General features: G+C 38.2%; 14 protein-coding genes. 8 read left to right on the forward strand and 6 right to left on the reverse strand.

Features of this window, described 5'->3' with window-relative positions; all coding sequences use genetic code 11:
* Position 1: 1 nt before the first annotated feature.
* Positions 2–400 carry a fluoride efflux transporter CrcB gene (gene crcB, locus ABVJ71_RS07085; protein ID WP_353856257.1) on the forward strand — a complete coding sequence of 133 codons (399 nt, stop codon included), beginning with the start codon at positions 2–4 and terminating at the stop codon, positions 398–400.
* Positions 401–766: a CrcB family protein gene (locus ABVJ71_RS07090; protein ID WP_353856258.1), complete on the forward strand. Its 366-nt coding sequence runs from the start codon at positions 401–403 to the stop codon at positions 764–766.
* On the opposite strand, the gene ABVJ71_RS07095 is transcribed toward ABVJ71_RS07090, so the two are convergent.
* Positions 763–1,155, reverse strand: coding sequence for a transcriptional regulator (locus ABVJ71_RS07095; RefSeq protein ID WP_353856259.1), 393 nt, complete (start codon positions 1,153–1,155; stop codon positions 763–765). The genes ABVJ71_RS07090 and ABVJ71_RS07095 overlap by 4 nt on opposite strands.
* Positions 1,156–1,242: 87 nt before the next feature.
* On the reverse strand, positions 1,243–2,625 hold the full coding sequence (locus ABVJ71_RS07100; RefSeq protein WP_353856260.1) for a hemolysin family protein: 1,383 nt from the start codon (positions 2,623–2,625) through the stop codon (positions 1,243–1,245).
* A 331-nt stretch (positions 2,626–2,956) separates the two neighbouring features.
* Between ABVJ71_RS07100 and ABVJ71_RS07105 the strand changes: the two genes are divergently transcribed.
* Both ABVJ71_RS07105 and ABVJ71_RS07110 read left to right on the forward strand, forming a co-directional pair.
* Positions 2,957–3,397, forward strand: coding sequence for a MerR family transcriptional regulator (locus ABVJ71_RS07105; RefSeq protein ID WP_353856261.1), 441 nt, complete (start codon positions 2,957–2,959; stop codon positions 3,395–3,397).
* A gap of 60 nt (positions 3,398–3,457) precedes the next feature.
* Positions 3,458–4,789, forward strand: a complete 1,332-nt coding sequence (locus ABVJ71_RS07110; protein ID WP_353856262.1) for a hemolysin family protein — start codon at positions 3,458–3,460, stop codon at positions 4,787–4,789.
* 39 nt (positions 4,790–4,828) lie between these two features.
* Here the strand turns inward: ABVJ71_RS07110 and ABVJ71_RS07115 are convergent, their stop codons facing one another.
* Entirely contained in the window at positions 4,829–5,431 is a 603-nt protein-coding gene (locus ABVJ71_RS07115) for a 1-acyl-sn-glycerol-3-phosphate acyltransferase (protein WP_353856263.1), read from the reverse strand.
* A 394-nt stretch (positions 5,432–5,825) separates the two neighbouring features.
* On the opposite strand from ABVJ71_RS07115, the gene ABVJ71_RS07120 reads away from it, so the two are divergent.
* The 3 genes from ABVJ71_RS07120 to ABVJ71_RS07130 are packed head-to-tail and all read left to right on the forward strand — an operon-like array spanning position 5,826 to position 7,646.
* Positions 5,826–6,317 (forward strand): sigma-70 family RNA polymerase sigma factor, encoded by a 492-nt coding sequence (locus ABVJ71_RS07120; protein WP_353856264.1) that lies wholly within the window; start codon positions 5,826–5,828, stop codon positions 6,315–6,317.
* Positions 6,310–7,368 carry an anti-sigma factor gene (locus ABVJ71_RS07125; protein WP_353856599.1) on the forward strand — a complete coding sequence of 353 codons (1,059 nt, stop codon included), beginning with the start codon at positions 6,310–6,312 and terminating at the stop codon, positions 7,366–7,368. The genes ABVJ71_RS07120 and ABVJ71_RS07125 overlap by 8 nt, the downstream gene beginning before the upstream one ends.
* Positions 7,356–7,646, forward strand: a complete 291-nt coding sequence (locus tag ABVJ71_RS07130) for an anti-sigma factor (protein ID WP_353856265.1) — start codon at positions 7,356–7,358, stop codon at positions 7,644–7,646. Before ABVJ71_RS07125 ends, ABVJ71_RS07130 begins: the two co-directional genes overlap by 13 nt.
* Before the next feature lie 63 nt (positions 7,647–7,709).
* On the opposite strand, the gene ABVJ71_RS07135 is transcribed toward ABVJ71_RS07130, so the two are convergent.
* Positions 7,710–9,110, reverse strand: a complete 1,401-nt coding sequence (locus ABVJ71_RS07135) for an amino acid permease (protein WP_353856600.1) — start codon at positions 9,108–9,110, stop codon at positions 7,710–7,712.
* Between the two features lie 451 nt (positions 9,111–9,561).
* Complete coding sequence (locus ABVJ71_RS07140; protein ID WP_353856266.1) at positions 9,562–10,368, reverse strand: LysM peptidoglycan-binding domain-containing protein; 807 nt, start codon at positions 10,366–10,368, stop codon at positions 9,562–9,564.
* Positions 10,369–10,716: 348 nt separating this feature from the next.
* Here ABVJ71_RS07140 and ABVJ71_RS07145 point away from each other — a divergent pair, with 348 nt between their 5' ends.
* On the forward strand, positions 10,717–12,081 hold the full coding sequence (locus tag ABVJ71_RS07145; protein ID WP_353856267.1) for an alkaline phosphatase: 1,365 nt from the start codon (positions 10,717–10,719) through the stop codon (positions 12,079–12,081).
* A gap of 61 nt (positions 12,082–12,142) precedes the next feature.
* Here the strand turns inward: ABVJ71_RS07145 and ABVJ71_RS07150 are convergent, their stop codons facing one another.
* Positions 12,143–13,558, reverse strand: coding sequence for a SpoVR family protein (locus tag ABVJ71_RS07150; protein ID WP_353856268.1), 1,416 nt, complete (start codon positions 13,556–13,558; stop codon positions 12,143–12,145).
* Positions 13,559–13,619: the final 61 nt, after the last annotated feature.

The raw sequence follows: 13,619 nt of genomic DNA on the forward strand, positions 1-13,619 counted from the left end.
AATGAAAGCTTATCTCGCCGTTTTTATTGGTGGATTCATCGGTACACTATGCAGATATGAGCTAAGTCAAACTGTCCTCAGTCAAACCTTTCCCTATGCTACACTGATTGAAAATGTCTTAGGCAGTCTGTTTCTTGGCCTTGTTACAGGATCCTTTATGTTTCAGCAGAAAAAAAGGTTCGTTTACCCTTTGATCGGGACAGGGTTTTGCGGTGGCTTTACAACGATGTCCACATTCTCTAAAGAAACTGTGTTCCTTCTGCAGGCTGGGCAATTCACTTCAAGTATGATGTATATATTGCTCTCAGTTTTTGCCGGAGTTGCTGCTGCCTTAACCGGACTCATCATAGCGCAGCAGCTATTTCATCAAAGGAAACAGCAGACGAAAGGAAACAGATAAATGATTATTTTTTATACAGCCATAGCTGGAGGATTTGGCAGTGCGCTTCGTTTTTCGATGAGCAAGTATTTTCAGCAAGCAGACACACATGCTCGTTTCCCGTATAGTATCATTCTCATTAATTTATTAGGCGCAGCCGGTTTAGGTTTACTTACAGGTGTGATCGTATCCAATCATCCACTCCTTGTGATCATTGGAACTGGCTTTTTTGGCGGTTTTACTACTTTCTCCACTTTTAGTGTAGAAGCCGCTACCTTGCTGCTGCAACGTCAAATAGGCAAACTGACCATCTATTTACTTGTGACAATTTTAGGCTCTTTATTCCTTTTTGCCGTCTTGTATCAAATGGGACAAGCGCTCGTTTAAATGTTGGTGATGGCAGCTAAGCTGATGAGTAGTTGATCCATCAGTTGCCGCTTCAATAAAAATAGCGTTTTTTCACTATAACCGATTTCAAGAGCACATTTTGCCATGCGCCAATCACGAAAATACTTATAATCAATTAGTTGCCGTTCTATTTCATCCAATTCTTTTAAAGCTGTTTCAATACATGCAACAATCAGTTCATACTGGCTTTTCTGTTCCTCAAGCTTTTTCCACGTCAATTGATCTTGATGCAGCGGGCTTCTTTTTTCAAGCTGCCTTTCAATATTTAAGATCGCAGCCTGATAATTTTTGAAGTTCTTTAAATGAAACTCAATTCGTTTCATTGAGGTTTTTTTCTCCGTTATACTAGCTGTTTCATACCAAAGCATGTCCATCCCCCTAACGAACGTTTGTTCCTATTATATACGAACGTACATTCTATAAAAAGAGGCTAAATACCTAAAAAAACCTTGAGCTTATTTTTCGCTCAAGGTCATTTCGTTTACTAACAGCGGCTCATTTATATCAAACCCAGTCAGTGAGGTTCCTTCCTCTAATGAAGTGATACCTTTTTTCAGGTCGATCTTTTTTATATATCGACCGTCCATTTCTAGAACCTTTATACAGATGTCATCAATATAAATTGATTGCCCTTCCTCAATATCAATATTTTCCTTTAAGATTAAGCCACCAATTGTATCAATTTCATCATCATCATAGGCAAGGTCAATGAAATCTTGAATTTCACTCAATCTCACTTTGCCATCTAATACGTAATGATGATCTGCTTTTTTTTGAATGACTGGCTGCTCATCTTGATCAAATTCATCTCGAATGTCGCCAACAATCTCTTCTAAAATATCTTCTGTCGTGACAAGTCCTGACGTTCCGCCATATTCATCTGTTAAGATCGCCATATGCATTCTATCGCGCTGCATCTTAACGAGAAGCTCCTGAATCGGAATGGTGTCTATGACTTCAATCACTGGATAAATGTAATCTTTGATCTTGATTTGATCTTTTTTTTCTTGATATACAATATCTGAAAAGAGCTGCTTTTTATTGAGCATGCCAATGACATGGTCTTTATCCCCTGAAAACACAGGAAAGCGTGTATACTTTTTCTTTGTCATGATGGCCAGTATTTCATCCAATGGCATATCTTCTGGAATGGCACATATTTCTTTTCTCGGAATCATAATCTCTCTAGCTATTCGATTATCAAAATCAAAAATATTGTTCATGTAATTATATTCTGATGGATTGATTTCTCCATTTTTTAAGCTCTCAGACAATAAAATTTTCAATTCCTCTTCCGAATGGGAATGCTCTTTTTCAGAATCCATATCAATCCCCATCATTTTGGTTAATAAACGTGCTGAACCATTTAACACATAAATAACAGGAAACATGAGGATATAAAAAGCATGTAGTGGACCTGCCAGCCAAAGCGCTATTTTTTCTGCCTTTTGAATGGCGAGCGTTTTGGGCGCAAGCTCACCGACGACCACATGCAAAAAGGTAATAATAGAGAACGCAAGTGTTGCTGAGATCAGGCTGATTGCTGAATCAGGAATGTTTGTCAAACCGAAACTGCGTACCAAAAGTTCTTTCACTGCCGGCTTACCGATCCACCCTAAACCAAGTGATGTCACCGTAATTCCAAGCTGGCAGGCAGACAAATATTCATCTAGCCTTGATGTCACCTTTTTCGCCATGATGGCCTTTTTAGACCCTTCTGCAACAAGCTGATTAATTCTTGAACTTCTCACCTTTACAATGGCAAATTCAGATGCAACAAAGAAAGCGGTTAAAGCAATCAAAACACCGACTATACTCAGATTAACAATATCGTCCATTTAACCTTGCTCTTTGTCGAAAGAACAAGGAGTCACCTCCTGGTTAATGATGTTGTCTTTTGTAAAGCGGTTAACTGATTAAATAAGACTAAACTGAGGGTCCCACCTAACCACCTCCGATTCACGTAAAATCCATCACTCTACATATATATGAAACGGTATTCATTTTATCTTATCATAAATAATCTGAAAATTCATGTAAGGTCATTTTATTTTTGGCATGACAATCTAAAAGGAAATCCCCTCTGTTTCTTTATATTAACAGGGAAAATAAACAATTAACTTGTATTTCAGCCTTGAATTATATTAAACTATTTTCATAAACTATAACGTGACGGTTAGGAGGAGATGTTCAGATGGGGCTGAGAAAAAGTATCGTATTGGTGAACTAGCACAGATTGCACAGGTAACGAAAAGAACAGTGGACTACTATACAAATCTAGGACTGCTGGCGCCTGTCAGATCTTGCTCGAATTATCGTTATTACGATGAACATGCTTTAAAACGATTACAATTAATCGTTTTTTGCAAACAGCAGAGATTGGCTCTTTCTGACATCAAATCCAGATTAGATGAACAATTCCCTTCCCAAAAAGAAGAACAAGATGAACTTGTCCATTTAACCTCTGATATTGATCGGATGAATGAGCATATGGACCGCATTTTGGCACGTTGTAAGCAGCTTCAGCCAGAACAACGTGAAAAATTAAAAGAGCAGCTTACTCCTGAAAAAATGACGGCTGTCCAATCATTTTTACTGCTGTTAAGTTAAAATCTTTTACTAAACAGGAGGTGTTACCTTCGTTCTCAACAGTCAGAACGAAGGCCTTAATTGGACATAGTTAATTTACTCATAGTTGCTTTACTCATAGCTTTGACTGCATTTTTCGTGGCGTCAGAGTTTGCGATCATTCGCTTAAGAAGCTCAAGAATTGATCAATTAATAGCAGAAGGTAATAAAACAGCAGTTGCTGTTAAGCACGTAACGACTCATCTTGATGAGTATTTATCTGCCTGTCAGCTTGGGATTACCATTACCGCACTTGGTATTGGTTGGTTAGGGGAAGAAACCATTGCGCATATGCTTGCACCACTATTTGCAGAACTGTCGATTCCTCAATCAGCTAGTCACATCATCACTTTTATTATTGCGTTTAGTATCATGACGTTTTTACACGTTGTGGTTGGAGAGCTTGCGCCAAAAACACTTGCCATTCAAAAGGCTGAGCAAGTATCTCTGCTTTTTGCTAGACCACTGATGATATTTTACAAAGTGATGTTCCCGTTCATTTGGGTTTTAAATGGATCTGCTCGTTTATTAACAAAAGCGTTTGGTCTTCAGCAAGTATCTGAGCATGATATGGCACACTCTGAAGAAGAATTGCGGATTATTTTATCAGAAAGCTATAAAAGCGGCGAAATTAACCAGTCTGAATTCAAATATGTCAATAAAATTTTCGAATTTGATGACCGGTTGGCGAAAGAAATTATGATTCCTCGTACCGAGGTCGTCAGCTTCCCCCATGACATTACCATTGAGGAAATGCTGAAAGTCACCAAGGTAGAGAAATATACACGTTATCCAATTGAAGATGGAGACAAAGACAATATTATCGGTGTAGTAAATATTAAAGAGGTTCTCACAGCCTGCATTAGTGGAGAGTGTTCAACAAGTGATACGATCGAAAAGTTTGTGAACCCGATTATTCATGTGATTGAAACGGTTCCCGTTCATGATTTATTGCTCAAAATGCAGCGTGAACGTGTACACATGGCCATCTTATCAGATGAATACGGCGGAACAGCAGGACTTGTCACCGTTGAAGATATCTTAGAAGAAATTGTCGGAGAAATCCGTGATGAATTCGACATAGACGAAATCAACGAAGTTCGTAAACTTGGCGAAGACCATTACATCTTAGATGGGAAAGTCCTTGTGGATCAAGTCAACCTGCTCTTAGGTATTTCACTTGATAATGAAGAAGTTGACACGATCGGCGGCTGGTTCCTCACGCAGAAATATGAAGTGGAGAAAAATGACTCCATTCGTGAACAAGGCTATGAATTTATTATTAATGAAGTCGATGGGCATCACGTAGCATACATTGAAGTGAAGAAATTAAATGAACAACTATTAGAAGCAGCCGAAGAAGGCGCTTCATAAGAAAAAACGACCCTTGCCTTAGCAAGTGGTCGTTTTTTCTTATGCCATCCCTTTTAATTGTGCTTCTAGTTCTTTAATTTTTGTATTTAACACTTCGGTCATAGCACCTAATCTTTCTTTTGGAGGCAGATGCTCGAATTCAGTAAGCTCGATCGGCTCCCCAATGATTAAACGCATTTTCCCCTTCTTGAAAAGGGTTTTCGCATTTGATGGGCCTTTGTAGGCTGCTGGCACAATCGGAGCTTTTCCCAATTGTGCAATAGTGACAGCCCCTCTTTTTAAAGGGACATCTCCTGTTGTTCGTGTTCCACTTGGAAAAATCCCCACGATCTTTCCTTCTTTTAATAATTTAATAGGCGTTTTAATACTGCTCGGTCCAGGATTCTCTCGATCAACTGGGAAAGCATGAATCCTTTTTAAGAATCCACCAATCCATTTATTTGCAAACAATTCTTTTTTCGCCATATAGTGGATCTCAAACGGGAGAATTCCTACCCCTAATGCAAGAACATCCACAAAACCCTCATGCGTACAAGCAATGACAAAACCTCGATCCGTTGGCAGATTCTCTTTTTGGTACACTTTTATTCCGCCTCGGAGAGCAAATAATGCTTTTAAGGTATATCCTGAAAATTTATACATACTGCACTTCCTTTGTCTGAAAAATGAAGGATTCGTTTCTATTATAACAAATTTTTTATTACCTGGTACTAAAAATTTAGACATGCTGTAAAAATGACTGTCACCGTCTTTAAACATGTCATTTATTCGCTTTGTCTAGCTGTTCTTTCGGATTTTAGATTTGAAATGTTGGAGAGAGTTGAATAGGAATTTTGTCCAATTCTGTCGTTTTTCGAGTTTTTTTCCTGATTTGTTCTATTGAAAATGCTTTATAAATGAAACGAATTTCGCTATGATAAGAAGAAATGATTTTGATTTGGTGAAAGAGAATAAAGAGTGATGTACGGTCTATTAGAAGTTTCGTGCAACTTTATGCCTTTCTTATGCGTGTATAACATAGAGGGGAGAAAAATCAGTGACGATCGATGAAATTTATCAAATGTATATGAACGATGTTTACAGGTTTCTGCTCTCCATGACAAAAGACAAACATTTGGCAGAAGACTTATTGCAAGAAACCTTTATGCGTGCTTATATACATATTCATTCCTACGACCATAGCAAAGTGAAGCCTTGGTTATTTCAGGTAGCACGAAATGCTTTTATTGATTATGTCAGGAAACATAAAAAAGAAGTGACCATATCGGATGATCTGATTGGTGGTCTTTTACAAACATCTGTACAAAGTCCTGCTGAACAGATTGAAATAAAAGAAGTGCTCACCATGTATTTAGAGCAGCTTCCAGATAACTACAAGGAAGCGTTGACACTGTATTATTTAAAAGAACTGAACTACAAGGAAGCATCCAAGGTCATGAATATTACTGAAGCAAATTTTAAAAGTGTCTTATTTCGTGCAAGGCAGCGCCTAAAAGCACTTTACAATAGAGGTGTTAATGATGAATGAAGAGTTTAACAAGCGATGGGAACAATATAATAATGGCGAAATGAATGAGGAAGAAATGATGGCGTTTGAAGAAGAGCTTGAAGAAAATGAAAAGCGTTTAAGTCAAGAACTGCACGACTCAGATTGGACGGACTTTTCGATCAGTCCTGAAAAGCAAAGAGCCATTTTACAGTATGGAAAAAGAAAATCTTATTTACGCATTTCAGTACTTGCCGTAATCTCTACCCTCATTATTTTGCCGCTCTGTACACTTGGAAGTTATCTATATTACGGGGTTGGCGGAGCAGAAAGCAAAGGCAATCATTTTATGGAAACGGCCGCAATAACTGTTGCACTGACAAAACCAAACGTGGCGATTGATATGAAGGATTTAAAAGGACAAGTCAAACTGTTCGGCATGAACACAGAGCTAAAGCTTCAAAAACAAATTGGCAACAAAACAGAAGCTATTGGCAGCGAGCAAATTGAAATGTTTTTTGATAAAATAAAGCAGCCAACTGTCTCTTTTTATGGCGACAATGCAAAAAATACAGAACAGTTCTTTAGCCATCCTTCTATTCAAGCAGATGCATCTAAAAAACAAACACTGACAACATTAGACAAACTGCCAGAAGGAACAGTGAGTGAAGTATATGTATCGTATGACAGAGCCTATACACCAAAGGACGTCTATTCATTTGCTAAGAAATACGATATAAAAGTGCTATGGAACGCCATTAAAACAGAGGATTCATTAAGTGGTAATCAGCGTCCGATCGGTTTTCCTGGCAAAGACTCAGAGTTTTTAAAAGAACTTCAGCACACATCGAAAACAGAAGTAGATCAATTCAAAGATGCGCTTGCCTATGTCAATCAACACCCAACATGGGTGAAAACCATCTCCGGCAGACCTGAACTCGATCTATCTAATCGGATACGCTATATCAATCAAAATGGCGTCGCCATTTATGGCTCTGTCATCACAGGACCTTCTAAAGAAATCGAGAAGCTCGTGAAAAATAAACGAATTAAAACGGCAAAAGTAAGCGAGGTGGAATTATGGAATTGGTAAGAATTTTTAAAGAGCATAATGTATTTGGCTGGATTTCTGTCGGAACTGCTATTTTATCGTTGCTTATGTTGAACCTCGCCATTATAAGCAACGTGACATTTTATTCTTTTCAAATGCTGCCCTTTGCAATGGCCGCAGTTCCCTTTGGCATTATTGAACTGATCATTAAAAAAGGGCGTACTGGTCCAGGTTTCCTAGGCGTTGTCTTGAATATTTTTGTCATCGTCTGTGTCTATGCGATTGTTTCCATCGATGTAGATCTTCAATTAGGTTTTTAAACTGTATAAGCCAGTGCCACTTGACTTTATCAAGTGAGCGCACTGGCTTTTTGTGTGTGACGATTATTTTTTGTTTAATTCTGAATTTTTTCTCGAATATGAAAAATATACAACTAACCCAATGGCAAGCCACACTAAGAAACGAACAAATGTAATAGTACCAAGCTTATAGATGAGCAATCCACATGAGAGTATGGCCAATATTGGGATCAGTGGAACTGCTGGACACTTAAATGCCCTTGGTACATCAGGCTGTGTTTTTCTCATCACGATCACTGCCACTGAAATAAGAATGAAGGCTGAGAGTGTACCGATATTGACAAGACTTGCAAGTTCATCAAGTGGAATGAGCCCTCCCATTAATGCAGACAATGTACCGAAAAAGAGTGTGTTGATATAAGGTGTTTTATACTTTGGATGGACTTTCGAAAGTGTTTTTGGCACTAGACCATCACGAGACATCGCAAACATGACACGCGTTTGACCGTACAGCATGACAAGCATCACCGTTGTCATCCCTAAAATCGCACCTACATCAACTATTCCAGCCACCCAGTTTTGCCCTGCTACTTGTAACACTAGAGACACAGGATGTGACACTCCATCAAAGTTCATAAATGGTACAATTCCCGTCATGATTGCACTTACAATGACATACAGAATCGTACAGACCAATAAAGAAGTAATGATGCCCCTTGGCAGATTGCGTGCAGGATTCTTCGTCTCTTCTGCCGCAGATGCAACAGCATCAAATCCAATAAAAGCAAAGAACACGAGTGCTGCTGCACTTAATACACCTGATGTACCGAACGGAACAAATGGTGTCCAGTTTTCTGGCTTTACATATTTCACTGCCACTATAATAAAGAGCAGAATCACAGCAATTTTCATAATCACCATGACATTGTTGACACGCTTTGATTCTTTAATTCCGATGTACAGCAAGAAGGTGATAATCATTAAAATAATAAATGCAGGAAGATTAAAATATGTCACTTGCCCCTTTAAACCACCTGGTGCTGCTGTTAATTCAACCGGTATATGAATGCCTATGCCATTCAAAAATGAAACAAAGTAGCCAGACCAACCTGCAGAAACAGCACTTGCTGCCAGCATGTATTCTAAAACTAAATCCCATCCTATGATAAATGCTAAAAATTCTCCCATTGATGCATAAGTGAATGTGTACACAGATCCTGAAACGGGAACAGTCGATGCGAATTCCGCATAAGACAGTGCTGCAAACAAACAAGCAAGGCCTGCGATTATAAATGATAGAACGAGTCCTGGTCCAGCTGTGACAGCTCCCGTACCTGTAAGAACAAATATCCCTGTTCCTATAATAGCACCAATCCCTAGCATGGTTAGGTCAAATGACCCTAGTTCCTTCTTTAAGGCTTTCTCTCCTTGTGTTGCCGCAATGAGCTCTGAAATACTCTTTTTTCTAAACAATGAATTGCTCATCATATCACTCCCAAAACTTAATATCAGTCTAAAGACGCCATGCACATAATTTGCGATATTTTCTGAATATTTAGATTAAATTTAGCGCAATAAATTGGTGGCGTAAAATTATTATATATGAAAATTAAAAAATAAAAACACTTTTTTGAAAAATAGATTAAAAAATTAACATATAACAGCGAAATATCTGTAAAAATATGGGTTTTATTCTTCTCGATATCTAATCAATACACAACGTGTTCCTCTCGATTTATGATAAAAAACAAAAATTATCTTTTTTAATATAATTATAAGCAAACGGCAATTAATCGTTTCTTCTTCTAAACATGTTGATATTGATGATAGGCAAAAGCCTTTAGACTGATATTGAAAATATGAAATATGTCTGATGATCTTACACAAATTATATATTAGAAAAGAGACTGCACATCGGCAGTCTCTTTTGGGATGATTAGTTGACAAATGTTTTAGCCCCAAGGTAAATTGGCTTCCAGTAGCTTGATGTCATATCGCTAATGGTAACCCCGTCAGACGAAGCATGAATAAATTTGTTGCTTCCAATGTAAACACCCATATGAGATGGGCCAGACTTATACGTTGTAAAGAAGACAAAATCCCCAACTTTTGGCTTAGAGACACTTTTCATAGAGCGCCAAAAACCTTCTGTTGTTTGTCTTGGAATCTTTGTTTGTTTATTGATGATATACCACATAAACCCGCTGCAATCAAAGCCTTTCGGTGTCGTTCCACCCCATTTATATGGTGTACCGTCTTGTGCTTTGGCATCTGCTACGAGTTTAGAAGTATTTAATGAAGAGGCAGAGACTGTTTTTTCTTTGACAGGTGCTGACTTTACTTTAGACGTCTTTTTCACCTTTAACACTTGCCCAATTTTGATAAGATCGGTTTTAAGTTTATTTAATGATTTGAGTTCTTTCACCGTCATTCCGTACTTCTTGCCAATTTTAGATAACGTATCCCCTTTCACGACTTTATGAGTTGCCGCCGATGAAGAGGTTTTCACTTTCGTTGTTGTAGCACTAGTCCCATTCACCTTTAATGTTTGTCCAACATAGATCACATCAGATTTTAGCTTGTTGTCAGATTTAATTTTGCTCACAGTTGTTTTATATTTTTTCGCTAAAACGGAAAGAGAGTCACCTTTTTGAACCTTTACTGATTGTGCAGAAGCAGCTCCAGCAAATAATGTCGTTCCAAGTAGAACTGCACTTGCAGCTGTGATCAATTGTCTTTTCATCTGTTCCTCCTGTATGTATCTATCTAATCCGTATTTTTATCTGCTTTCTATTATAAGGAGCAAATACCAAAAGAAATAGTCTTGACTTCCTGCGACATTTTGCTTATTAATTCGACAAAAATCATTTTTTTTTAGGGTTCTTTATATTTCAATTTCATGACACAACCATGACAAAAACAAACACATTTTATCATGGATAAAGATACATTCATTTCTGTTTTTTGTCCATTCTATGTAAAGTGAGCCTTTTCAATTTTAAAGTGAACTTTACGGGTTTGTTAAAAAGAATTCACAATTCTGCTCTACCATGATCAATGTAAGAAAAATACATAAGAGGAGGCAAAATGAATGAGTGTGTTGAAAAGCTCAAAAACGAAAATAGCCGCTGTAGCAGCGGCATCCGTTCTGTCGATTGGTATTTTCTCAGGAATTGAATTTGGACAGGCTGACAAAGCCGAGGCCAAAAAGAAACCTAAAAATGAAGTGCAAAATGTCATTGTACTCATTGGTGATGGCATGGGAACACCTTACCTTTCAACTTACCGCTCATTTAAACACAACGGAGACCTTTCTAAACAGACAGCGTTTGACCCTTACCTCACTGGCATGCAAAAAACATACCCTAATGACGCTAAAAGCAACATCACAGATTCAGCAGCTGCTGGTACAGCAATGGCCACTGGGAAAAAAACATACAATAATGCCATTAGCGTAAATCAGAATGGTAAGAAGCTTAAAACCGTTTTAGAAGAAGCAAAGCGTAAAGGGAAGTCCACTGGTCTTGTCGTGACATCTGAATTAACAAATGCCACGCCTGCTGCATATGCTGCACATGATGTATCAAGAAAGAATACAGCGGCCATTGCCGATGATTTCTTTGATGAGAAAATCGGGAAACAACACAAAGTTGATGTCATGCTTGGCGGAGGACTTGTGGACTTTGTCCGAAAAGATCGTGACCTAACGAAGGAATTCCAAAAAGCAGGTTATCATTATGTAACAAATAAAACAGCACTCAACAAAAATAACAATCAAAAGGTATTAGGTATTTTTGCTGAAGGCGGTCTGGAAAAAGCGATTGATCGTGATCAAAATACCCCTTCCCTGCAAGAAATGACTTCCTCAGCGATTCAGCAACTCTCTAAAAACAAAAAAGGATTCTTCCTCATGGTAGAAGGCAGTCAAATTGACTGGGCGGGGCATGATCATGATATTGTCAGTGCCATGAGTGAAATGAAAGATTTTGAAAAAGCCTTTGAAGAAGCCATTCGTTTTGCTAAAAAGGATAAAAACACACTGGTGATCGCAACTGCGGACCATTCAACTGGCGGACTTTCCTTCGGTGCAGACGGGTCAGGAAGCTGGAATGTCAATCCCGTGAAAGCAGCGAAAAAAACGCCTGACTATATAGCAAACAAAATAGCAAATGGTATGGCTGTTGAATCAGCCCTCAAACAATATATCGACCTCGATTTCACAAAAGATGAAATCGCTTCTGTTGAAAAGGCGGCTGCAACAAAAGAAGCTGTCAACATTGATGATGCCATTGAAAAAGTGATCAACACTAGGTCACATACAGGCTGGACCACCTCAGGCCATACTGGGGACGAAGTACCATTCTTTGCATACGGACCATCAAGCCAGCAACTGAAAGGTATCATGGAAAACACAGATCAAGCCAAACATATCTTTCAATTGCTTAAAAACCAATAAATTTAAATTTGTGTATCACAACAAAAAAGATGTCCCTCAAAAGACATCTTTTTTGATCTATTTAAGCAAGATACTTCCTATGAACACCTTTTCCATCGTATGAAAACATGACTTCTTTGTCTTCAAGAACTGACTCGATATGAACACTTCTTCCCCAGAGCTGATACAAATAAGGAAGCACTTTTTCTAGATATTTTAAATCCAGCTCAATGCCTTCATACCAATGCTTAATATATAGTTCATTGTTTTTTAAATAGTCACCATCTATGACCGTCAAATAAGGAAACCCGCCATTTACTCTCATGCTTACGAGTTGATCACGAACTGCCTTCCATTCCTTATCAATGACTTTATAATCTCTCCCTTGTTTTTGAAACAAGTACAAGTCTTCTCTCATCACGAGGTCTTTTGTTAAATAGTTTCGGATAAAAGAAATATCCGACTCTATTTCACGCACTTCAAACATTTTGCTACGACCTGACCCTTCTGTCACACCAGCTCTTTTTAATTCCTCATTTGGGTGATTATAGCGCTCCTCAATATCCTCAAATATTTTCAATCCTAAATAATATGGATTGATTCCTGTCTTAGATGGCTGCACCACCCCGGCATTTAATTTGGCAAACTCTATTGATTCGCTTGAATCAAGATCAAGTTCACGCATAATTCGCTGATGCCAATAAGATGCCCAGCCTTCATTCATAATCTTTGTTTCAAGCTGCGGCCAAAAGTAGAGCATTTCTTCTCTAAGCATGGTCAAAACGTCTCGCTGCCACGGCTCAAGCTCACGTGAATGCGCCTCAATAAATAACAAAAGATCTTTTTCTGGCTTTGGCGGGAACTGCTTCACTGGTTTCTTTTTCTCAATTGTCTTTCCCTCATCCATTCCCCATAGATCATCATACGGTGTTTTTTGTTTTAGCTTCTCCTCTTCTAGTTCCTCTTCATCTTCAATATTCCAGCTTAATTTAGGACGAACAAGAGAAGGATCAATATGCTCCTGTATGGCTAAGACCGCATCTAAAAAGGATTCTACCTCTTTTGTTCCATGGTGAATCTCATACTCTTTGATTCGTTCTGCCGCCGCTGCCATACTTTCTACCATATCGCGTTTTGTATTTTGGAATCGGCAATTATTTTTGAAAAAATCACAATGTGCCAATACATGAGCAACAATTAATTTATTTTGAACAAGCGAATTATTATCAAGTAGAAAGGCGTAGCAAGGATTTGAATTAATTACTAGCTCATAAATTTTGCTTAATCCTAAATCATAGTGGAGTTTCATTTTATAAAATTGCTTCCCAAAGCTCCAGTGACTAAAGCGTGTTGGCATACCGTATGCACCGAACGTATAAATAATTTCCGCGGGACAGATTTCATACCTCATTGGATAAAAATCTAGACCAAATCCTTCTGCAATTTCTGTAATTTCATCAATGGCTCTTTGTAAGAGACGTTTTTCAGATACGCTCAAGGATACCATCCCTCCTCATCGGACTTATCCCTACTATATGAACGGAATAAGAAAAACATGA

It is taken from the genome of Bacillus sp. Bos-x628, assembly GCF_040500475.1.
Classification (GTDB): Bacteria; Bacillota; Bacilli; order Bacillales; family Bacillaceae; genus Bacillus; species Bacillus maqinnsis.